Genomic DNA, 19,729 nt, shown 5'->3' with positions numbered 1-19,729 from the left:
GATCCCTGGAGGCCGCCCGGCGCCGCTCCTACCGTCGGGGGAGCCGGCGGTGCCGGCAGCCACCGACCGGAAGGATCCCCCGATGACCCGCAACATCCGACGACGCCTGTTGCCGGCCGCCCTCGCCGCCGCCACGGCCCTCGCCCTCGCGGCCTGCACCTTCGACGCACCCGGCAGCGACGCCGGCCCGTCCGACGGCGCCGCGGCCGGCCTCGACGGGCTCGTGAAGCCCGGCGTGCTGAGCGTGGGCGTGACCCTGCCCGACGCGCCGTACATGATCCCCGACGCCGACAACGTGCCGCAGTCCGGCATCACGAAGGACCTGCTCGACGCGGTCGCCGCCGAGCTCGGCCTCGAGATCGAGTTCATCCCGGTCGCGTGGGAGGGCGGGATCACGGGCGTCGCCGCCGGTCGGTACGACATCTACGGCGGCAGCCTCTACGACACGCTCGAGCGCCAGCAGGCGGGGACCTTCGTCGACTTCATGACCGAGCAGGCGACGCTCATCACGACCGCGGGCAACGGGGGCGCCTACGCGACCCGCCTCGACGCCTGCGGGCAGACGATCGCGACGATCCGCGGCACGACCGACGTGAGCTACGCCGAGGCGCTCACCGCCGAGTGCGAGGAGGCCGGCAAGCCGGGCATGCAGGTCACCGAGTACCCGACCCAGCAGGACGCGGAGCTCGCGCTCGAGTCGGGCCGCACGGCGCTCGGCATCCAGAGCGAAGCGGGCGCCGCGTACGCGATCGAGCAGGGGGCGAACCGCGAGATCGTGGCCGAACCGTTCGACGGCGGCTTCTACGTCGGCAGCATGATGAACACGGCGAAGCCGGAGCTCATCGACGCCGTGCTCGCCGCGATGACGACGCTCTACGAGGACGGCACGACCGAGGAGCTGTTCGCGAAGTACGGCGTGAAGCCCGTCGCCCCGGGGATCAACCTGCAGAAGTAGACCCCCGACCACCGAGTTGCCCGACTTTCATGAAAGTCGGGCAACTCGGTTCGGTGGAGCTCAGCCGAGCTGGATGCCGCGCGCGGCCATGAACGGGATCGCGTCGACCGCGACGCCGCCGAGGCGCACCTCGTAGTGCAGGTGGCAGCCCGTGGACGCGCCCGTCGAACCGACCGCGCCGATCAGCCCGCCGGCCTGGACCACGTCGCCGACGGAGACGAGGATGCCGCCGTCCACGAGGTGGGCGTAGCCGGTGGAGACGCCGTCGCCGTGGTCGATGAGGATCCAGTTGCCGTAGCTGCCGCTGCGGCCGGCCTCGATCACGGTGCCGCCCGTCGCGGCGAACACGGGCGAGCCGCAGGACGCGGCGAGGTCGGTGCCGCGGTGGAAGTCGTTCACCCCCGCGATCGGCTTGTTCGGGCGCGGGCCGAAGCCGTCGGTGAGGTGCCCGCTCACCGGCAGCGACCAGCCCTGATCGCTCAGCTGCCCGGAATCGGTCGGCAGGTTCTCGATGACCGTGACGCTCGACGCGGCGAGCACCGTGCGCACCGATGCCAGGGCGTCGCGCGCCCTCGCCACGGCCGCCTCGGCGTCGTCGACCTTCTGCTGGAGCGCTTCGACCGGGACCGCGTCGACCTTCGCCCAGGCGGCCTCAGCGCGCGCCTCGGCCGCATCGGCTTCGCCGTCGAGCCGGTCGGCCGCGTCGCGGAGGCCCTGCACGTCGCCCGTGAGCTCGGAGACGCGCTGCATGCTGCCGAGGCCGGCGAGCAGGTCGCCGCCGGGCTTCACCGCGGCGTCGATCGAGCCCAGCGCATCGCCGTCGCCGCGGAGGGCGCCGATGTAGAGCCGGGCCGCTGCGTCGGCCTGGTCGCGCGCCGCCTCGGCGAGCTCGTCGAGCTCCATCGCGGTGGAGCGGGCGGCCTCCCGCGAGTCGCGCGCCGCGGCCAGCTCGTCCTGCGCGGCCCGGAGCGCGGCGGTCGCCTCACTCAGGACCCGCTGCGCCTGGCGGATCTCCGCCGACACGGCCGTGCCCGCGGAGAGGATGTCGGCGCTCAGCTTGAGCGGCCGCGGTCCGGGCTTCGCCGACCCGCCCGTCGGGGCCGGCGCGGCCGGCTTCGGTGCGCTCGGCTTCGGCGCCGTGGGCGTCGTCGGCTTCGGCGTGGTGGTCGGCGGGGTCGTCACCGGGGGAGTGGTCGGCGGGGTCGTGCCCGGGTCGGTTCCTGGATCCGTTCCCGGATCGGTGCCGGGGCCGGTTCCTGGATCCGTTCCCGGATCGGTGCCCGGGTCGGTGCCTGGATCCGTTCCCGGGTTCGTGCCGGGGTCGGGTGGCGTCGTCGGGCCCGGATCCGGCGGATCGCTCGGCGGTGGATCGCTCGGGGCGGGGTCGCTCGGGGCGGGGTCGCTCGTCGTGCTCGCGCTCGCGTCGGTCGGGGCGGGGTCCGGGGCCGGAGCGGGGGCGGAGACTGCGGCGGGGTCAGTGCCTGGGTCGGCGACCGGGGCGCCATCGTCGGCGTAGGCCGAGGTGGTGCCGGTGACGCCGAGCAGTACGGCAGTCACGGCGGTGGCCGCAGTGAATCCGGCGCGCCGGGGGCTCAGGGCCCGGCGTCCAGGGTGCGGCGCTTCGTCCAGTGGTGGCTTCATCGACATTCCAAGGGTGCCGGTTTCGGGTACCGACGCGCTCAGTCTCGCACCGCATCCCTGCGGGCACAACGTTCATTCAGTGAGCCATTGTCACCTTTTCGGGGCGGTTTTCGTCCCGGGTCCGGCGTGTCGTGCCCGCGTCGGCTGACTCAGTTGAGCGGCGTCGCCGCGGCGGCGGACGCCCGTGCGAGCACCTCGCCGGAGGCCACGAGCTCGGTCAGCCGCTCGATCTCGGGCGAGAGGAAGCGGTCCTCGCCGGGCACCGAGCCCTCGGCCGCGATGAGCTCGACGAGCGCGCCGGTGACCGGACCCGGCTGCAGCGGCGCGCGCAGCTGCAGGCCCCGCCCGGCGGTCATGATCTCGATCGCGAGCACCCGGGTGAGTCCGTCGATGGCCCGCCGCAGCTTGCGCGCCGCGGCCCAGCCCATCGACACGTGGTCCTCCTGCATGGCGGAGGAGGGGATCGAGTCGACCGAGGCGGGCACGGCGAGCCGCTTCAGCTCCGAGACGATGCCGGCCGCCGTGTACTGCGCGATCATGAGGCCCGAGTCGACGCCGACCTCGTGGGCGAGGAACGGCGGCAGCCCCTGGTTGCGCGCCCGGTCGAGGAAGCGATCGGTACGGCGCTCGCTCATCGAGGCCACGTCGGCCGCGGCGATCGCGAGGAAGTCGAGCACGTACGCGACGGGCGCGCCGTGGAAGTTGCCGTTCGACTCGACGCGGCCGTCCGCCGTGAGCACCGGGTTGTCGACGGCGCTCGCGAGCTCGGCGTCGGCGACGGATGCCGCGTGCGCCACGGTGTCGCGGGCGGCACCGTGCACCTGCGGCGCGCAGCGCAACGAATAGGCATCCTGCACGCGGCCGTCCTCGGGGCCCGCGTGGCTGGCGACGATCGGCGAGCCGGCGAGCGCGGCCCGGAAGTTCGCGGCCGAGCGCGCCTGGCCGCGCTGCGGGCGGAGCGCCTGCAGGTCGGCGGCGAAGACGGCGTCGGTGCCCATGAGCCCCTCGACGCTCATCGAGGCGGCGAGGTCGGCGGTGGTGAGCAGCAGGCGCAGGTCGGTGATGGCGAGCACGAGCATGCCGAGCATGCCGTCGGTGCCGTTGATGAGCGCGAGGCCCTCCTTCTCGCCGAGCCGCAGCGGCGCGATGCCCTCCGCGGCGAGGGCGGCGCCGGCATCCGCGAGTTCACCGTCGGCGGTGCGCACCTCGCCCTCGCCCATGGCGACCAGCGCGCAGTGCGCGAGCGGCGCGAGGTCGCCGGAGCAGCCGAGCGAGCCGTACTCGCGCACGACGGGGGTGATGCCGGCGTTCAGGATCGCGGCGTAGGTCTCGACGGTTGCACGGCGCACGCCGGTGCGGCCGGTCATCAGGGTGGACAGGCGCAGCAGCATGAGCGCGCGCACGACCTCGCGCTCGACCTCGGCGCCGGATCCCGCGGCGTGCGAGCGCACGAGGCTGGCCTGCAGCTGGGCGCGACGGTCCGCGGCGATGAACGTCGTCGCGAGGGCGCCGAAGCCGGTGGAGATGCCGTAGTGCGGGTTCGGGTCGGCGGCGAGCCCGTCGACGATGGCGCGGCTGCGCTCGACCTCCTCGAGTGCGGCCGGGTCGAGGACGACGGGGGCGTCGTGGCGGGCGACGGCGACGACCTCCTCGATCGAGAGGCCGGGGATGCCGACGGTGACCGGGCTGGTGGAGGGCGCGCTCGTGCTCATGCTTCGATTCCAGCGGCTCGGGCACCTCGGCGGGAGCGGCCGGAGGAGGCATCCGTCTGCAATCCCAGACGAAGCGCGCTACGCTCGCCTCCAAACCCCGACTTGCCCGACTTTCATGAAAGTTGGGCAAGTCGAGATGCGGGTGGGGAGGACGACGGATGGCGAAGGCGAAGGTGCCCGCGGCGGATCAGACGCTCGCGATCCTCAGCCACCTGGCGCACCAGCGCGGTCCCGTACCGGCCGCGACGATCGCGGCCGCCCTCGAGCTGCCCCGATCGACCGTCTACCACCTGCTCGCGGTCATGCAGGAGCGCGGCTTCGTCGTGCACCTGCCCGAGGAGCGCCGCTACGGGCTCGGCGTCGCCGCGTTCGAGCTCTCGAGCGGCTTCAGCCGGCAGCAGCCGCTCGCGCGCCTCGGCGGGCCGCTCGTCGCCGGCCTCGTCGACCGGCTCGGCGAGAGCGGGCACCTCGCCGTGCTGCACGGGCGGGACGTGCTCTACCTCGTCGAGGAGCGCGCGCCGCGCCGGCCGTCGCTCGTCACCGACGTGGGCGTGCGGCTGCCCGCCCACCTCACCGCGACCGGGCGGGCGATGCTCGCCGCGCTGCCGCCCGCGCAGCTCCGCGCGCTCTATCCGGACCGCGCGGCTTTCGCCTGGCGCGGCGACCCGGACGCCGCGGGCGAATGGCGTTCCTCGCGGCTGAAGCAGGTGCTGCACGAGGTGCGCGAGACCGGCTGGGCGGCCGAGGCCGGCGAGGTCACCCCGGGGCTCGCCTCGGTCGGCGTCGCGGTGCTCGACCACGTCGGGTGGCCCGCTGCGGCCATCGCGGTGACCTATCCGGATGACTCGCCGCGCACGCGGCCCGCGGCGGAGATCGCGAGCGCGGTGCGGGCCGCGGCCGACGAGCTCGGCCGGCGGATCGGCGCCGCCCGCGCGCGCTGACGAGGCATCCGGCACCCGGCGCCGTCGCCTGGGCGCCCCGCGCCCGGCGCCCGGCGCCCGATCTCAGCCCGCGTTCATCCGCGCCGCGTAGCGTGGCCGAACGCCGGGCACGATCACGACGACGGGAGCCGCCATGACCGCCCTGACGACCGACGACCACGGATTCACCGGGCTCACCGGATTCGCCGCCGACGTGCTGAACACCCTCGGCGACGTCGGCGTCGGCGTGCTCGTCTTCCTCGAGGTGCTGATCCCGCCGATCCCGAGCGAAGTGATCCTCCCGTTCGCGGGCTACCTCAGCCAGGCCGGCGACCTCAACCTCGGCTGGCTCATCGTCTGGAGCACGGCGGCGTCCCTCGCGGGCGCGCTCGTGCTCTACGCCCTCGGCGCGGCGATCGGCCTCGAGCGGGCCATCCGCTGGATCGCCTGGACGCGCCTCGTGAGCCTGTCGGATCTCGAGCGCGGCGCTGAGTGGTTCCACCGCTTCGGCAAGTGGTCGGTGCTGATCGGCCGGCTCATCCCCGGCGTGCGCAGCCTCATCTCGCTCCCCGCGGGCGCCGACCGCATGCCCCTCGTCGTCTTCTCACTGTTCACCGTGCTCGGCTCGGGCCTCTGGAACACGCTGCTGATCGGGGTCGGCGCGGCGCTCGGCACGCAGCACCACCTCCTCGAGCAGTGGCTCGAGTACCTGGATCTCGTCGTCTACACGGCCATCGTCGCGGCGCTCGTCGTGCTCGTCGTGCGGCGCATCCGAGAGGCTCGCCGAGTGAATCGGAGCTCCGGCGACGACTGACCCCTGTTTGGGGGTGATTTTGTCCACATGTCCTCCAAAGTGTGGACACGAAACGGATGGGCCCGTCATGCTTGGTCTTCGTGCCCCCGGGCACGTTGCGGACCCGAACGCAGTACCCGATCCACCCGAACCTCCCTGGCCTCGTCGCGCCTGACTCGCGCGGCGCGGCCGTGCGAAGCCGTACCCGCGCGCTTCCGCATCGGGTCCGCCTCACGCCGAGGACCCATGGAGATCCCGACCCGATGAAGAGAACCGGTGCGCGCACCGCGCTGCCCAATTCCCGTCAACGCCCCATGCGGCGCGTCCTCGCGGCGATCGCCGCCTTCGCGCTCGGCGCCGGCCTCGCCGTCGTCGGTGCTGCGGCGCCAGCGAGCGCGCACACGGGCGACCTGCTCGCCAGTGCCGTCTGCAACACCACGACCGGCCAGTACGACGTGACCTACACGCTGAAGCTCACGAACGTCGGCAGCACCCTCACCGGCACCACGAAGTGGCGCGTCGGCACCACCTCGTTCCAGGGCACGCCGACGAACGCGAACGGCATGGACCGCGGGCCGATCACCTCGAAGGGCAACACCACCCTGACGCTCGGCACCGAGAGCCTGCCCGGCACCACGAAGGGTGGCGGCCCCTGGGTCTACGCCTACACGAGCTGGACCGACGGCTACGGCAAGGGCTCCGACGGCCGCATCGAGGGGCTCAAGGGCGACTGCAAGGCCCCCGAGCCCACGTCGATCCCGGTGCCCGTGAAGCCGTCCATCGTCGACCTCTGCGGCACCTCCGGCGACTACGTCGTCGAGCCCCGCGCCACCGAGGGCGTGAGCTGGTCGATCTCGCCGGTCGTCGGCGGCAAGGCCAAGGCCACCGCGACCGCGAAGCCCGGCTACGTGTTCAGCGACGGCAGTGCCGTGAAGAGCTGGGACTTCGAGTTCACCGACGTGCCGTGCATCGTCGAGATCCCGGTGCCGCCGAAACCCGACGCCACGGAGGCCTGCGGCGTCGACGGCGACGCGGTCATCCTTCCCGACGACAGCGACACCGTGACGTGGAAGCTCGAGGGCGACCCGAAGACCGGCGCGGCCACCGCGGTCGCGACCGCCAAGAAGGGCTACGAGTTCCCCGGCGGCAAGACCGAGCAGCGCTACGACTACACCTTCACGAACGAGCCCTGCCCCGTGATCGTGCCCGAGCCGGTCGAGCCGGAGATCGTCGACCTCTGCGACGTCGACCGCGACGAGGTTCTGCTGCCCGAGGAGACCGAGCAGCTGGTCTGGCACATCGAGGGCGAGCCGTCGAGCGGCTCCGTCACCGCCGTCGCCGTGACGAAGGGCCACCACGTCTTCGAGGACGGCACGACCGAGCGCCGCTTCGAGCTCTCGTTCACGAACGAGCCCTGCCCGATTGAACTGCCCGTGCCGGCGAAGCCCGCCGCCGTCGACCTCTGCGGCGTCGACGACGACCGCATCGTGCTGCCCGCCGACACCGACACGGTGAGCTGGGCCATCGAGGGTGACGCCACCACCGGTTCGGCCGTCGCCGTGGCCACCGCCGCCGAGGGGCACGTCTTCGAGAGCGGCGAGACGACCGAGCGCTTCGTGTTCGAGTTCGACCAGACCGAGTGCGTGCCGCCGACCCTCGCAGGCTCCAGCGCCGCGGCGCTCTGCGTGGCCAACGTGCCGTGGATCGACTTCGACGTGGTGCTCACCGACCCCGACCAGCAGTCGACCGGGCACACCGCCTACCTTGTGCTGAGCGACGGCACCCACACCGAGCGGGTCGAGCTCGGCCCGCTCGGCGAGGACGGCTCCGTCGACGGCCGCGTGCTGTGGCCGGGCGCCGCGATCGACGAGGCCGGCAACCCCACCGCGTGGCCTGGCTGGAAGCAGCTGCCCAACGGTCGCTGGGTCGTCACGGAGGAGAACTTCGGCTGGACGCACGCGCTCACCTCGGCCTCCATCGAGGTGAACCCGGAGCTCTCGATCGACCTCGAGTACCCGCCGGCCGTCGTCGCCTGCGCACCGTCGTCCAAGTCGACCGGCACCCCCGGCACCCCGGTCCCGTCGGGTGACGGCGACGGGCAGGGCCTCGCGAGCACCGGCTTCACGGGCGGCCCGGCGATCGGGCTCGCGGGCGGCCTCGTGCTGGCCGGCGCCCTGGCGCTCGCCGTGCAGCTGATCCTGCGCCGCAAGCGCGCGTAGCGGCATCCGCTCGAGAAGGGGTCCGGCGAGAGCCGGGCCCCTTTTCGCGCTCGCGGCGCCGCGTTCCCCTCGCCCGGCGCCTTCAGAACTCAGGAAGCCGCACCCGGCGAGGCCCGCGCTTCCGCGGATCGGCGGATGCCTTGGGGCGCATATCCCCCGGATGTTCCTGAGTTGTGTGGGGCGCCGGCGTGAACGGGGCCACCGGTATGGGCCGAACGGCCCATACCGGTGCCTCACGGCCCGTGGTTACGGTCGCCGTAACCGTGCGTTCGCCGAGGGGATGGGGCAGCAGATGAGACGTTGGAGGGCATCGGGGTCGTTCGGGGCCGCGACCGTGCGCCGAGTCACCTGGCGCGCCTCGTTCGCCGTCTTCGGGTTCGGCGTCGTCGCAACGAGCCTCTTCGCGTTCGTGCGGATGGTGAGGATTGGAATTCGGAGAACGAACTACTTTGGGGGGCCTACGACCAACCACGTAGAGTACGCCGAGGACCCCTGGCTGTGGGTCACTGCAATCTTCCTCACCGCGTCGGTCGTGCTGCTGGGCGGCATGGTCCTGATCGAAGCGATTCATCGACGCTGGCTGGTGTCCGGGATCGTCTGTGCGGTGCTCGGTGCGGTTCCCGCGCTCTGCAACTGGTACCTGCTCAGTCTGAATCACGGCTCGTGAGTCGCTCCACGGGGAAATGGAGTGTTGAAGAACATTTTTGGCGAGCCGCTGTAACGCGGAGCAGTCGTGTGGAAACAGTCACTGTGAGCGTGTGGTATCCGGGGGCCAAGCGTCACAGGATCGACGTTGCACAGAGAAGGCGCCCCGATGGACGATGCACGACCCCGGCAAATCCTCGTCGTATCCACGAGGAGCCTCTTCAGGGCGGGAGTCCGGGCGATGCTGGCAGCGGTGGAACTCGACCGTCTCGTGGACGCCGCGCACCAGAAGGTCGTGACCCGGAGCTTGGGGCAGGCGTACCGATCCGTCGCGGTCGTCGATCTCGGATCGCGCTGGATCCGCGACGCGACGGCCGGCATCCACGTGTTGCTCGGGCACCCAGATGAGGTTGAGGTCGTCGCCGTCGCCTCGTCTCGAACGGCCGACCCGAAGATCCCGGTGAAGCACCCGCGGCTGACACTCGTCGCCCCGGACGTGGACCCGGCTGCGTTGATTCGCGCGGTCGAGCGGGGATTCGGTGACGCTCCGTCTGCGAGTCTCACGCAAGGCATCGAATTGACGCCGCGCCAGCGCGACGTACTCCTGCTGGTCGCCGCTGCCCGCTCGAACAAAGAGATCAGCCAGCAGTTGTCGATCGCACCCGGCACGGTCAAGCGTCATCTGAATGATGTGTTCACCGTGCTCGAAGCACGCTCCCGAATCGATGCGGTGAACCGAGCACGATCGCTCGGGCTGATCTGAGAGTGCCCGGCTGCCGGCCTGACGCCCAGGAAAGTGATGCACGAGGTCGGGCAACTCCGAGCCACGCGGCGAATCTGAAGATGGGCTTAACGGGCCTGAAAGATGGGCCTTAAGGTACAGCCAAAATCTATCATTGGGATCCCAAACTAGAACAACCGCGGTGCAAGGGGGGTCGAATGATCCCTAGGTGCGGCGCGGCGGGCTGAATTTCCAAGAATCGCAGCGCACTGATCTTCAAACAGCTTTCGAGCTGCGGGGATTGCCTGCATCCTCACCGAGGGTATGCCGGCCTTGATGGCGCTCGCGCCAGAAGCGAACGGGAGTGGTGCAGCGGGTGCACAAGGAGAAAGCAGCTATGAACAAGCGCCAACGCCGCCGATCGATGTGCGGAGTTGGCCTCGCGACTGTGGCGCTGGGGCTTGGAGCTTCCCTCCCCGCACTAGCGGCAGACGGGGCAGAAGCGCCGCCCGGATTCATCGCGGGCGAGAGAGTGAATGCCGCATGGGACAAGCTGAGGTTCGCGGGCACTCAGTCGGCCGACGCGTACCCTCTGCCAGGCGGTATTGCACTTCCCCTCGACCCGCCCGCGGTGCTGGAAACACCAGGCACTTTCACGCAAGACGGGGCATTGGAGATGGTTGCCGTGACAGACCCAGATGCGCTCGAAGCTGATGTAGCAGCGTGTACCTACTACCGAGAGGGGAGCGCCAAATGAAGCGTCTTGGGGCCCTTGCGTGTGGTGCTCTGTTTGCTGCAGCCCTTGTCGGCATTGGAGCGCAGACGGCATCTGCCGCGACCACTGCATTCACGCACTACATGCCATCCTCGGGCGCACTGTATTGGTTCGCGCCCGTGTACAACCACGCGAAAGCAGGCGCGATCACGATCCGGACAACGGATATCCCGAACTGCGGGACGACCCCGGCGATCTACGTTGGCCTCTGGAGTCCTCAGACCGGCAACCAGTTCACTCAATCGCTTTCGTTCAACAACAACGCGAGCACGGGCACCTTTGTCAACGCTGCGAGTGGCAGTACGAACATCGCTCCGGTCGGATTCAGCATGGATGCTCGGCGATATGGGGCGTGCACTCCGAAATCCTCCACAGACCCAGTTGTCCGATTCGAGGGAAGCCTGACCTACTAGAGATGGGGCATGGGATGAGTTGGACGAAAGCCTGCCTTGCGGTGGGACTCCTGGTGTCCCTGGTGATCGGAACGGTCGGGTGCTCAGCAGTCGATCCCCCGACTTCGCGTGAAGCTGCCGTCTCGGCCGGGGCGGAGAACGCTTCGGGCGAAGCCGGCGATGTCGGTGTGTGTCATTCCGTTTCGCTTGTGATGACCATGCTCGAGAATGGCTCGGCTGAGTACTCGGCGGGTGCGTTGGACCGTTCCAGCTTCACCATCGTGGCGGGTGACCTCGCTGACTCACTCCGTTTGCTGCGCATCATGCATTCAGAGGCGACGTTGATCCCTGCGGTGGATTCGCTCAGATCGGCGATCGGTGAACTCGCGACAGTGGAGGGTGCGCCGCAGACCGGAGACGGGTCGCCCGTCGCGCGGAGCCTGGATCCGATCGTCAAGCGCTGCGACGAGATCGATGCGCCCGTGAGTATCTCGCAGTGAACCCGATCGAGTGGAGTCGCCCCCGTGCGGTGCACTCAGTTTCCGAAGTGGACTGATCGCTGACGCGAGGGTCGAGGTAGGAAAGCGCCCTCTATTGCGACGCGGCGGGTCTGTCGGCGTCGAGGAGGACTACGTATTCGGTTGCGAGTACTAACGCTATTCGAGGCGTCCGCTCCCGAGCTTTGGGAACGGACGCCTCGGCTCGGTCGCTACGCCGGGGCCGGGCAGGCTGAATTCAACGCCGCGTCACGCTCTCGGTTCGGGATGGGGTCATCGATGATGGGGTACCAGCCTTGGTTCGGCCACTTCGCGACGAACTCGCTCTCGGACGGCGGAGGCGGGATGTCATACCCGTTCGCCTCGTAGCATGGCGCGAGGAACTCGGTGAGATAGCCGTACAGCCAGGCCAGTTGTTCGGCGTTTGCCGGAGGAGTTGGGCGGGACGGATTCGCGGACTCGCAGCTGTACCAGGCGAGGGCGGCTTCTTCCGTCTCCATGCCCACACTCACGGATTGCGGCGTCCCATCGGTGCCGGTTGCGGTAGCGATCGGAAGCCCAGTCGCCTCATAGCACGTGGTGAGTGCTGCAAGACGGTCGGCGTCAGCAACATACCCCCTGAACTCCACCTCGGGACGGATCGCGGTCGGGTACAGCCCAGTGACCACATCGCTCGCCGGCTCGGTCAGCGAGGGTGAGGGCGCAGTCGACACGCACCCGGACGACACCGAACTCAGCGTGACTCCGGCCAGAATCAGAGCGGCCATTTCGATACGCGGTCCTGGTGCGTTCTTCGTCATGCGGCCCGACGCTACCCACCGGGCCTAGCGGCTCGCATGTGACTTAAGGGCCAGATTCAGGTGCGCGGCGTCAGCCAGCGGCGCAGCGAACGGGTGACGAACGGCAGCACCCAGTAGGTCATGATCGGCGTGAGCACGAGGGTCGTCACGAGCACCCGCAGCCACAGCGGCAGCTCGCCCCACCCAGGCACGGGCGTCATCAGGTACGAGAACACAAGGTTCACGGGGAAGAAGCCGAGCCAGATCGTCACGGCCTGCTTCCAGCGGGGTGGGGCGGGCGGCGCCTCCATCGGTTCGGCATCGACGGCGGGGATGGATCCGGTGGCGGGTTCGTCGAACCATCCCTCGATCCCGGTGCGGCGCTTGGAACGTTCGCTGCGCACGAAGCCCTCGCCCATCGAGAGCCACCAGCTGCGCTCGGGGGAACGTTCCCATGCCTCGAGCGTCTCCTCGCTCGTGAAGCGGTAGAGCATGTGCCAGACCTGGGAGTCCTCGCCGGCCCGGACCCAGCCGGAGCCGAGGAATCCGGGATGCTTGTTCGCGAGGTTCACGCCGGTCTGCACCCAGGCGGTGGCCTCGGAGATGCGGGCGGGGTCGACCTCGCGGCGGATCGACACGGTGATGGGCTCTGACATGGGACCTCGGGGGTGGTGAGTTCTCGTGGCGCGCCGCTGGCGGCGCGGGCGACGACGAACCGCTCGTGACGGTCGCGTGGCCGTCAGCGAGTGTAACCGCCCTGCGTTTCGGGGGCGTTTCGCTCCGACTGCTCCGGCCGCTCGACGTCGCTGATCACGCCCGCGGCCGCAGCACGAGCAGCTCCCCGATCTCGCAGTCGAGCGCTCGGCAGATCGCCTGCAGCGTCGAGAAGCGGATGGCCCGGGCCCGATCGTTCTTCAGCACGCTGAGGTTCACGACCGTCACGCCGACGATCTCGGCGAGCCTGGTGAGGGTCAGCCCGCGCTCCTCGAGCAGCTCGTCGAGCCGGCAGTGCACGTCCGTGCTGTCCTCGATCTCGGCCGGTGCCATCAGACGAGGCCCTCGGTGTCGCGCTGCAGGCGTTCGCCGATCGAGAAGACGGTGCCGAGGAGGGCCACGGCGAACGCCCACAGCACGAGGGCGAAGGGGTTGACGCTCATGATCACGTTGTCGAAGGTGCGGTCGCTGAGCACGGCGAACCCGCCGTTCGCCGCCATGTTGCCGAAGAAGGGCACGGCGACGAAGCCGCCGAGCCCGACGAACCCCGCGGTGACGACCAGCACGGTGTTGGTGCGGCAGAAGACGACGCCGCGGGCGACGTTCCGAATGAGCCAGACCAGCGCGGCGACGCCGACGATGACCGCGAGCATGAGCACGAGCTGCTGGATCACGATCGCCCACTGCGAGGCGGCCGGCAGCGCGGGGACCGTGAGGACGGCCTGATCCAGGGCGACGGTCACGGGCGCTCCGTCGGGCCCGATGGGGGCCTCGGCGGGGGTGCCCGCGAAGTTGGCCAGCACGGCGACGTCGCGATTCGGCAGCACTTCGATGATCCGCGTGACGGCCGACCAGGTGACCCAGGTCGCGATGACCGCCCCGGCTGCGGCGAAGAGCCAGAGACTCACTCGGTCGGCGAGCTTGATGGCGTGGGCCGTGTTCGGCGTGGTGTTCGTCTGCATGGCAGCAGCATACCGATATTCGATATTAATCGAAATCGATATGTTGAGGTCAGCGGGGCAGGGCGGAGCCGAGCGCTCCGAACCCCTCGACCACCAGCTCGGTCAGCAGCCCGGCGTAGCGCCCGTCGGGGTCGAGCTCGGGGTCGAACACCGTCACCGAAGCGCCGATCGCCGCGGGGGCGAGCTCGGCGAGCAGGGCCGTCAGCGTCTCGACGTCGAGCCCGCCGGGGTCGGGGCTGTCGACCGCAGGCATGACGCTCGGGTCGAGCAGATCGACGTCGAGCTGCAGCCAGTACCCGGCGCCGGCGGTCGCCCGCACGCGCTCGGCGAGCTGCGGCATCGGCTGGACGAGCGCCTGCGCGGCGGAGACGACGAGCCCGAGCGTGCGGCGGGCCTCGTCGGCGTGTTCGTCGTCGTCGCGGTGGCCGAGGTGCACGGCACGCGCCGCGTCGAAGTAGGGTCCAGCGCCGTCGAGGTCGGCGATGGCGGGCCAGTGCAGGCCCACCGCGGCCGCGAGATCTTCGCCGGCGACGCTGGCGCACGTCGCGCTGTTGCCGGGATGCCGGAAGTCGGTGTGCCCGTCGAGGTGCACGAGCCCGGTGCCGCCGCGGCGGGCCAGCGCGAGTCCCGCTCCGAGCAGGATGCTGCAGTCGCCGCCGAGGACGAGCGGCGCGTCGCCCGCGTCGAGCACCTCGTCGAGCCGCTGCGCGAGCCGCCGCGAGTGCTCGATCAGGGCGGCCTCATTGCGTACGTGACCGGGCGCCCGGCTCGCGTCGTCATCGAGATACGGCCCGGCGGGCACCGTGCCGGCGTCGCGGGCACCGGCGGCGAGCAGGCGCTCGGAGAGTCCGGCCGCGCGCAGCGCCTCGGGCGCCCGCCACGCCCCGGGCACCGCACCGGGCCGCGGCGGGCGGAGGCCGAGACTGCTCGGGGCGGCGACGAGCGCGATCATGGACCCAGGGTGCCACGTGCGGCCGACCGGCGGCTCAGCACTCCCGCAGCCGGGCGACGTTCGCGCTCAGCACCCCGTCGGCGCCGAGCAGCGTCACCCGCGTGACGCCGAGTCGCTGGAGCTCCGCCGTCGTGCCCCGCGCGAGGCAGTTCTGCTGGCTCAGGAACAAGGGCGAGTCGGTGGAGCCGGCGAAGGCGGCGCCCGCCAGGGCGTCCGGGAAGTTCAGGCCGTTCGCGACGAAGGCGCGCGGGCTGGTGCCGTAGGCGTCCCCGCTGATCGCGAGCCCCGTGCCGAAGCGGTCGGCTCCGGCGACCCGCTTGGTGTCGCCGGCGAGCTTCGTCAGCGAGCCGAGCACCGCGTCGGAGACGACGCCCGCGCCTCCGGCGACGCGGATCCTGCCTGGGCCGAGCCGCTTGACGAGCGCCGAGGTGGCCGCGTCGAGGGTGCGACCGTTGCTCAGCACGACCGGGGAATCGAACCGGCCCGCCGCGGCGCTCGCGGCGAGCGCATCGGGAAAGTTCGCACCGGATGCGACGTAGAGGGCCGGGGTGGTGCCGGGGAACGCGTAGTCGACGACCTTCCGGCTGGTGGCGTAGCGGTCCGCACCGCCGAGCCTGGTCACGGGGGCGATCTTCGCGAAGACGTCGGCGGCGGACTTGGCGACCGCACCCGTGCCGCCCACGACCACGATCCGCTTGGGCTTCAGCCGCCGGAGCTCGTCGAGGAGCGCAGCGGGGGGCTTCGTCGCCGGCGTGAGCAGCAGGGGGCCGCCGGCCCGGGCGGCAGCCGGTGCAGCGGCCAGGGCGTCGGCGAAGCCGACCCCGGAGGCGATGTACGCGATCGGCGCCGTCGACGGGAACGCGGATCGCGAGATCGCGACCGCGGTCGTGTAGCGGTCCTGGCCGGCGAGGCGGTCGACCGATGGAGCGGGGGCGAGCGTGAGGGAACCGCTCGCCGGGGCCGAGACCGAGTATGTGCCGACGCGGGCGACGACCTTCCACGTGTGTGCCCCGGCGCCCGCGCCGGTCAGGGGGAGGGCGAACGAGCCGCCGGTCTTGCTGAGCTTCGCGGTGGAGGCGGGCGTGCTGGAGCCGTCCAGGTACAGGGAGACCACCGTGCCGACAGGCGCCTGGGGCACTGTGCCGGTGAGGCTCGTGCCGAGGTACGCCCGGCCCGAGCCGGGCAGCTGGACCGCGGGGGTCTGCACCGCGACCGACAGCTCCCAGCCGCGGTTGAACTCCAGCACGTCCTGACCGCGGGACGAGGTCATCGCGAAGAAGGCGGCGAGCGGGTGCGCATCGCACGCCGTCTGGCTCGAGTTCGAGCCCGACGAGATGCCGACGGCGTAGTTGCCGATCAGTGCGGCGCCGCCGCTGTCGCCTGGGATCGCGCACACATCGGCGATCACCGAATTGACGCTGTGGCCTTCGACCTGCACGGTCTGGAAGCCCTGCACGGTGCCGCAGCTCCAGCCCGTCGTACGACCGGACTTGCAGAGTTTCGCCCCGACGACGCCGGCCGTCGCGCCGCGCACCGTGACGGGGGTGCCGCTCGTCGGGGATCCCTTGCCGCCGCCCCACGTCGACACCGTCGGCCGGGGCGTCCAGCCCGCGGCCACCGCGACGCGCGCCGAGTCCACGTTCCCGCCGTACTGGATGCTCCCGGGGACTCGAGTGCCGATCTGGGCGCCGAGGCCGCCGAGGGTGTTCGGCTTCGACTGCACCAGTTGATGGATGGGGGTGCTGTCGTTCGAGCGGCCCTCGAGGCAGTGTCCGGCGGTGGCGAACTGGTGGGCGCCGTTCGAGGTGGCCCGGCCGTTGAAGCCGACGGAGCAGAGATTGTAGATACCGCCGCCGAGCGCGTAGGTCCACCCCGTACCGCCGACGAGGTCCGCGGTGGCGCCGAACTCGACGTCCGAGAAATCGGCCCCCATGCCCGCGACCGGTTCGGAGATCGGCGTCGCGCCGGCCGCGGCGACCGCCTCCGCCTGCTCGGGGCCGTCGACGAGCACGAGGAGCTCGGTTCCGTCGAGCACCGCGTCGTCGGGGGAGATGCCGCTCGCCTCGAGTGCGCCGAGGACGTCGCCCGCGTCGACGGCGGCGTCGGCCTCGGCGAGGTACTCGGAGGGCGTCAGGCCCAGGTCGGTCTCGATCGCGCTCGCGAGCTCGTCTGGCAGCCCGGCCGCCGCGGTGAGGTAGTCCTCCGCCGGGTACTCGCCCATGGCGGGGTTCTCGCCGCCGGTGGCGTCGGCCACCGAGACGCCTTCGGTGGGGGCCGGTTCGTCCTCGGCCGTGGCCGCGGCGGGCAGAGCGGTCGCGGAGAGGCAGAGGCTGAGGGTCGTCACCGCGACGATCCAGGCGCGGCTGATGGGTCGGGACATGGGAGGCCCTTTCGATTCGGCTCGGCTCGATGGTCGAAGACTCCGGATCACGGCGTCCGGTCCCGAGGAGACGTGAAGGTCCATCATGGCGCACGCCGGGGAGCCGGAGGGCTCGCCCGCGCGGGGGTCTCCGAGAAGGGCTACGGCCGGTACTCCTCGCGCGGCTGCGAGTGACGCACCTCGGCTCGGGCGGCGGGAAGGCCGCCGAGGCCGTCGAGTGCGGCCGCGAGGCTCGCGAAGAGGGCGCGGATGACCCGCCAGAATCCCGAACCCCGCCTCGCCATCGACCCACCTCCAGGTGGGTCGAACATACCGGACGACCCGCTTGGCGTCTACGGTCCCGGCGGCGAGCCGACCGCGGCCGGCAGCCGCACACTCACCCGCAGGCCGCCGCGCGGGCCGGGCTCGACGACGAGCACGCCGTCGTGCGCGGTCACGATGCTCTGCACGATCGCGAGCCCGAGACCGACCCCGGCGTGATCGCCGCGGATCCGCTCTGCGCCGCGCTGGAACGGCTCGGTCAGCGTCGCGACGACGTGGGGCGCGAGCGCGGGGCCGGTGTTCTCGACGACGAGCACGGCGCGGCCCGGCGCCGCGACCGTCGTGACCGTCACCTCGCCGCCCTCGGGCAGGTTGTGCACGATCGCGTTGTGCACGAGGTTCGTGGTGAGCTGCAGCAGGAGGGCGGGCGAGCCGAGGGCCGTGACGACGTCCCCGGATGCCTCGACGGCGACCCTGCGCCGCTCCGCGAGGGGCAGCAGCGTCTCCACCGACTCCTCGGCGAGCAGCGAGAGGTCGACCGCGTCTCGGTGGAACGCCCGCCGGTCGGCCCGGCTGAGCAGCAGCAGCGCCTCGGTCAGCTCGATCGCCCGACCGTTCACGAGCCGCAGTCGCTCGACGAGCGCCTGATCGGCACCGGGGTCATCGCGGGCGACCTCGAGCATCGTCTGCGTGATCGCGAGCGGCGTGCGCAGCTCGTGCGAGGCGTTCGCGGCGAAGCGCTGCTGCTCGGCGATGTGCGCCTCGAGCCGGGCGAGCATCGCGTCGAAGCTGTCGGCGAGCTCCCGGAACTCGTCGCTGCGTCCCTCCAGCTCGATCCGGTGCGAGAGCGAGCCCTCCGCGGTCTTGCGGGTCGCGTTCGTGATGCGGCCGAGCGGGGCGAGCATCCGGCCGGCGAGGAACCAGCCGCCCAGGAGGCCGAAGGCCAGCAGGAACAGCAGGGCCCACGCCGCGGCCGGGGCGAAGGCGCGCACGAGGTCGTCGCGGCCGGGCGTGAAGCCGTCCATCGTGACGGCGGCCTCGGCCGGTACGTAGCGCAGCAGGAACAGCCAGACCACGGCGAGCAGCAGCAGCATCGCGAGCAGCAGGAAGCCCGCGTAGCTGAGGGTCAGCTTCCAGCGGACGGAGAGCCCGGGCCGCCTAGCCACCCGCGCCCCCGGCATCCGCGCCGCCGCCCGCGTCGCCGGTGTCGATGCGGTAGCCGACGCCCGGTACCGTCGCGATCACCCACGGCGTGCCGAGGCGCTTGCGCAGCGCGGACACCGTGATGCGCACGGCGTTCGTGAACGGGTCGGCGTTCTCGTCCCAGGCGCGTTCGAGCAGCTCCTCGGCGCTGATCACGCCCCCCTCCGCGGCGACGAGCACCTCGAGCACGGCGAACTGCTTGCGGGTGAGCGCCACGTAGCGGCCGTCGCGGTAGACCTCGCGGCGGAAGGGGTCGAGCCGGAGCCCGGCGAGCTCGCGCACGGGCGGGCGCACCTGGCTGCGCCGGCGGTCGAGCGCTCGAAGTCGCAGCACCAGTTCGCGCAGCTCGAACGGCTTCGTGAGGTAGTCGTCCGCGCCGAGCTCGAAGCCGGAGGCCTTGTCGTCGATGCGGTCGGCGGCGGTGAGCATGAGGATCGGCATCCCGACCCCGGAGGCGACGATGCTCGCGGCGACCTCGTCGCCGCTGGGACCCGGGATGTCGCGGTCGAGCACCGCGAGGTCGTAGCTGTTGATCGACAGCAGCTCGAGGGCGGTGTCGCCGTCGCCGGCCACGTCGGCGGCGATCGCCTCCCGGCGGAGTCCCGTGCGGATGGCCTCGGCCATCAGGGGTTCGTCCTCGACGATCAGCACGCGCATGACACCGATGGTACGATGCGGGCCGTATCGCGGGCGTATGCGGAAGCGCAGACGCCGAGGCAACACGCCCGCGCGTGAGGTGGGAGCATGACCACCGTCACCGAGCGACCCGGCGGGCGCGGGGCCGCCGCCGCAGCCGCCGCGCTCTTCGCCGCGTACCTCGTGCTGCTCGTCTGGCTCGTGCTGTGGAAGCTGCAGCTGCCGTGGGAGGCGGTGCCGGTGCAACGCAGCCTGAAGCTCGTGCCCTTCGTCGCGGCCGAGGGGTACGGCGCGAGCGCGGTGCGGGAGGTCGCCGGCAACGTCGCGGTGTTCGTGCCCTTCGGGCTCGGGCTCGCCCGGCTGCGCCCGCGCCTCGGGTGGAGGCGGATCACCGCGGCCGCGGCCGGGCTCAGCGCCGGGCTCGAGCTCGCGCAGTTCGCGCTGGCGGTCGGGCACACGGACCTCACCGACGTGCTCACGAACACCGCGGGCGCCCTGCTCGGGACACTGCTGGCCGGGCGCCGCCGCCGCAACCCCCTTGTCGAGTCCGCGCGGAGCACGTAGACCAGAAG

19 protein-coding genes are annotated in these 19,729 nt (G+C 71.5%); 8 read left to right on the top strand and 11 right to left on the bottom strand.

Translation table 11 applies throughout. From position 1 onward, the window contains the following. Positions 1–82: 82 nt before the first annotated feature. The gene (locus ACFWE1_RS06585; RefSeq protein WP_376932672.1) at positions 83–955 is read left to right on the top strand and encodes a transporter substrate-binding domain-containing protein; all 873 of its coding nucleotides are present in this window, start codon (positions 83–85) and stop codon (positions 953–955) included. 60 nt (positions 956–1,015) lie between these two features. Here the strand turns inward: ACFWE1_RS06585 and ACFWE1_RS06580 are convergent, their stop codons facing one another. Both ACFWE1_RS06580 and hutH read right to left on the bottom strand, forming a co-directional pair. Further along, positions 1,016–2,512: a M23 family metallopeptidase gene (locus tag ACFWE1_RS06580; protein WP_376932671.1), complete on the bottom strand. Its 1,497-nt coding sequence runs from the start codon at positions 2,510–2,512 to the stop codon at positions 1,016–1,018. Positions 2,513–2,745: 233 nt separating this feature from the next. After that, complete coding sequence (gene hutH / locus ACFWE1_RS06575) at positions 2,746–4,308, bottom strand: histidine ammonia-lyase (protein WP_376932670.1); 1,563 nt, start codon at positions 4,306–4,308, stop codon at positions 2,746–2,748. A 158-nt stretch (positions 4,309–4,466) separates the two neighbouring features. Here hutH and ACFWE1_RS06570 point away from each other — a divergent pair, with 158 nt between their 5' ends. The 6 genes from ACFWE1_RS06570 to ACFWE1_RS06545 all read left to right on the top strand — a co-directional run bounded on the left by ACFWE1_RS06570 (position 4,467) and on the right by ACFWE1_RS06545 (position 11,273). Next, on the top strand, positions 4,467–5,249 hold the full coding sequence (locus tag ACFWE1_RS06570) for an IclR family transcriptional regulator (RefSeq protein WP_376932669.1): 783 nt from the start codon (positions 4,467–4,469) through the stop codon (positions 5,247–5,249). Positions 5,250–5,382: 133 nt separating this feature from the next. Next, complete coding sequence (locus ACFWE1_RS06565) at positions 5,383–6,042, top strand: DedA family protein (protein ID WP_376932668.1); 660 nt, start codon at positions 5,383–5,385, stop codon at positions 6,040–6,042. A 293-nt stretch (positions 6,043–6,335) separates the two neighbouring features. Next, positions 6,336–8,240, top strand: coding sequence for a hypothetical protein (locus ACFWE1_RS06560; RefSeq protein ID WP_376932667.1), 1,905 nt, complete (start codon positions 6,336–6,338; stop codon positions 8,238–8,240). A 334-nt stretch (positions 8,241–8,574) separates the two neighbouring features. Beyond that, the gene (locus tag ACFWE1_RS06555; protein ID WP_376932666.1) at positions 8,575–8,907 is read left to right on the top strand and encodes a hypothetical protein; all 333 of its coding nucleotides are present in this window, start codon (positions 8,575–8,577) and stop codon (positions 8,905–8,907) included. A gap of 147 nt (positions 8,908–9,054) precedes the next feature. Then, positions 9,055–9,648, top strand: coding sequence for a response regulator transcription factor (locus ACFWE1_RS06550; RefSeq protein WP_376932665.1), 594 nt, complete (start codon positions 9,055–9,057; stop codon positions 9,646–9,648). A gap of 1,160 nt (positions 9,649–10,808) precedes the next feature. Then, positions 10,809–11,273 carry a hypothetical protein gene (locus tag ACFWE1_RS06545; RefSeq protein WP_376932664.1) on the top strand — a complete coding sequence of 155 codons (465 nt, stop codon included), beginning with the start codon at positions 10,809–10,811 and terminating at the stop codon, positions 11,271–11,273. A gap of 209 nt (positions 11,274–11,482) precedes the next feature. Here ACFWE1_RS06545 and ACFWE1_RS06540 read toward each other — a convergent pair whose 3' ends face one another. From ACFWE1_RS06540 to ACFWE1_RS06500, 9 genes are all read right to left on the bottom strand, one after another. Beyond that, the gene (locus tag ACFWE1_RS06540; protein ID WP_376932663.1) at positions 11,483–12,070 is read right to left on the bottom strand and encodes a hypothetical protein; all 588 of its coding nucleotides are present in this window, start codon (positions 12,068–12,070) and stop codon (positions 11,483–11,485) included. A 56-nt stretch (positions 12,071–12,126) separates the two neighbouring features. Beyond that, positions 12,127–12,705 (bottom strand): antibiotic biosynthesis monooxygenase, encoded by a 579-nt coding sequence (locus ACFWE1_RS06535; protein ID WP_376932662.1) that lies wholly within the window; start codon positions 12,703–12,705, stop codon positions 12,127–12,129. A gap of 154 nt (positions 12,706–12,859) precedes the next feature. Further along, positions 12,860–13,096 carry a helix-turn-helix domain-containing protein gene (locus ACFWE1_RS06530; protein ID WP_376932661.1) on the bottom strand — a complete coding sequence of 79 codons (237 nt, stop codon included), beginning with the start codon at positions 13,094–13,096 and terminating at the stop codon, positions 12,860–12,862. After that, positions 13,096–13,725 (bottom strand): hypothetical protein, encoded by a 630-nt coding sequence (locus ACFWE1_RS06525; protein ID WP_376932660.1) that lies wholly within the window; start codon positions 13,723–13,725, stop codon positions 13,096–13,098. Before ACFWE1_RS06525 ends, ACFWE1_RS06530 begins: the two co-directional genes overlap by 1 nt. A gap of 49 nt (positions 13,726–13,774) precedes the next feature. Next, entirely contained in the window at positions 13,775–14,677 is a 903-nt protein-coding gene (locus ACFWE1_RS06520) for an arginase family protein (protein ID WP_376932659.1), read from the bottom strand. Between the two features lie 34 nt (positions 14,678–14,711). Next, positions 14,712–17,057: a cell wall-binding repeat-containing protein gene (locus ACFWE1_RS06515; protein WP_376932658.1), complete on the bottom strand. Its 2,346-nt coding sequence runs from the start codon at positions 17,055–17,057 to the stop codon at positions 14,712–14,714. Positions 17,058–17,197: 140 nt separating this feature from the next. Next, on the bottom strand, positions 17,198–17,341 hold the full coding sequence (locus tag ACFWE1_RS06510; RefSeq protein WP_376932657.1) for a hypothetical protein: 144 nt from the start codon (positions 17,339–17,341) through the stop codon (positions 17,198–17,200). Positions 17,342–17,389: 48 nt separating this feature from the next. Beyond that, positions 17,390–18,484, bottom strand: coding sequence for a sensor histidine kinase (locus ACFWE1_RS06505; RefSeq protein ID WP_376932656.1), 1,095 nt, complete (start codon positions 18,482–18,484; stop codon positions 17,390–17,392). Next, complete coding sequence (locus ACFWE1_RS06500) at positions 18,477–19,178, bottom strand: response regulator transcription factor (RefSeq protein WP_376932655.1); 702 nt, start codon at positions 19,176–19,178, stop codon at positions 18,477–18,479. The genes ACFWE1_RS06505 and ACFWE1_RS06500 overlap by 8 nt, the downstream gene beginning before the upstream one ends. A gap of 87 nt (positions 19,179–19,265) precedes the next feature. Here ACFWE1_RS06500 and ACFWE1_RS06495 point away from each other — a divergent pair, with 87 nt between their 5' ends. Beyond that, positions 19,266–19,721 (top strand): VanZ family protein, encoded by a 456-nt coding sequence (locus ACFWE1_RS06495; RefSeq protein ID WP_376932654.1) that lies wholly within the window; start codon positions 19,266–19,268, stop codon positions 19,719–19,721. Positions 19,722–19,729: the final 8 nt, after the last annotated feature.

This window comes from Agromyces sp. NPDC060279 (assembly GCF_042726785.1).
GTDB lineage: Bacteria > Actinomycetota > Actinomycetes > Actinomycetales > Microbacteriaceae > Agromyces.
Note: the sequence above shows the minus strand (reverse complement) of the source record. Positions and strands in the feature narration are given on the sequence as shown.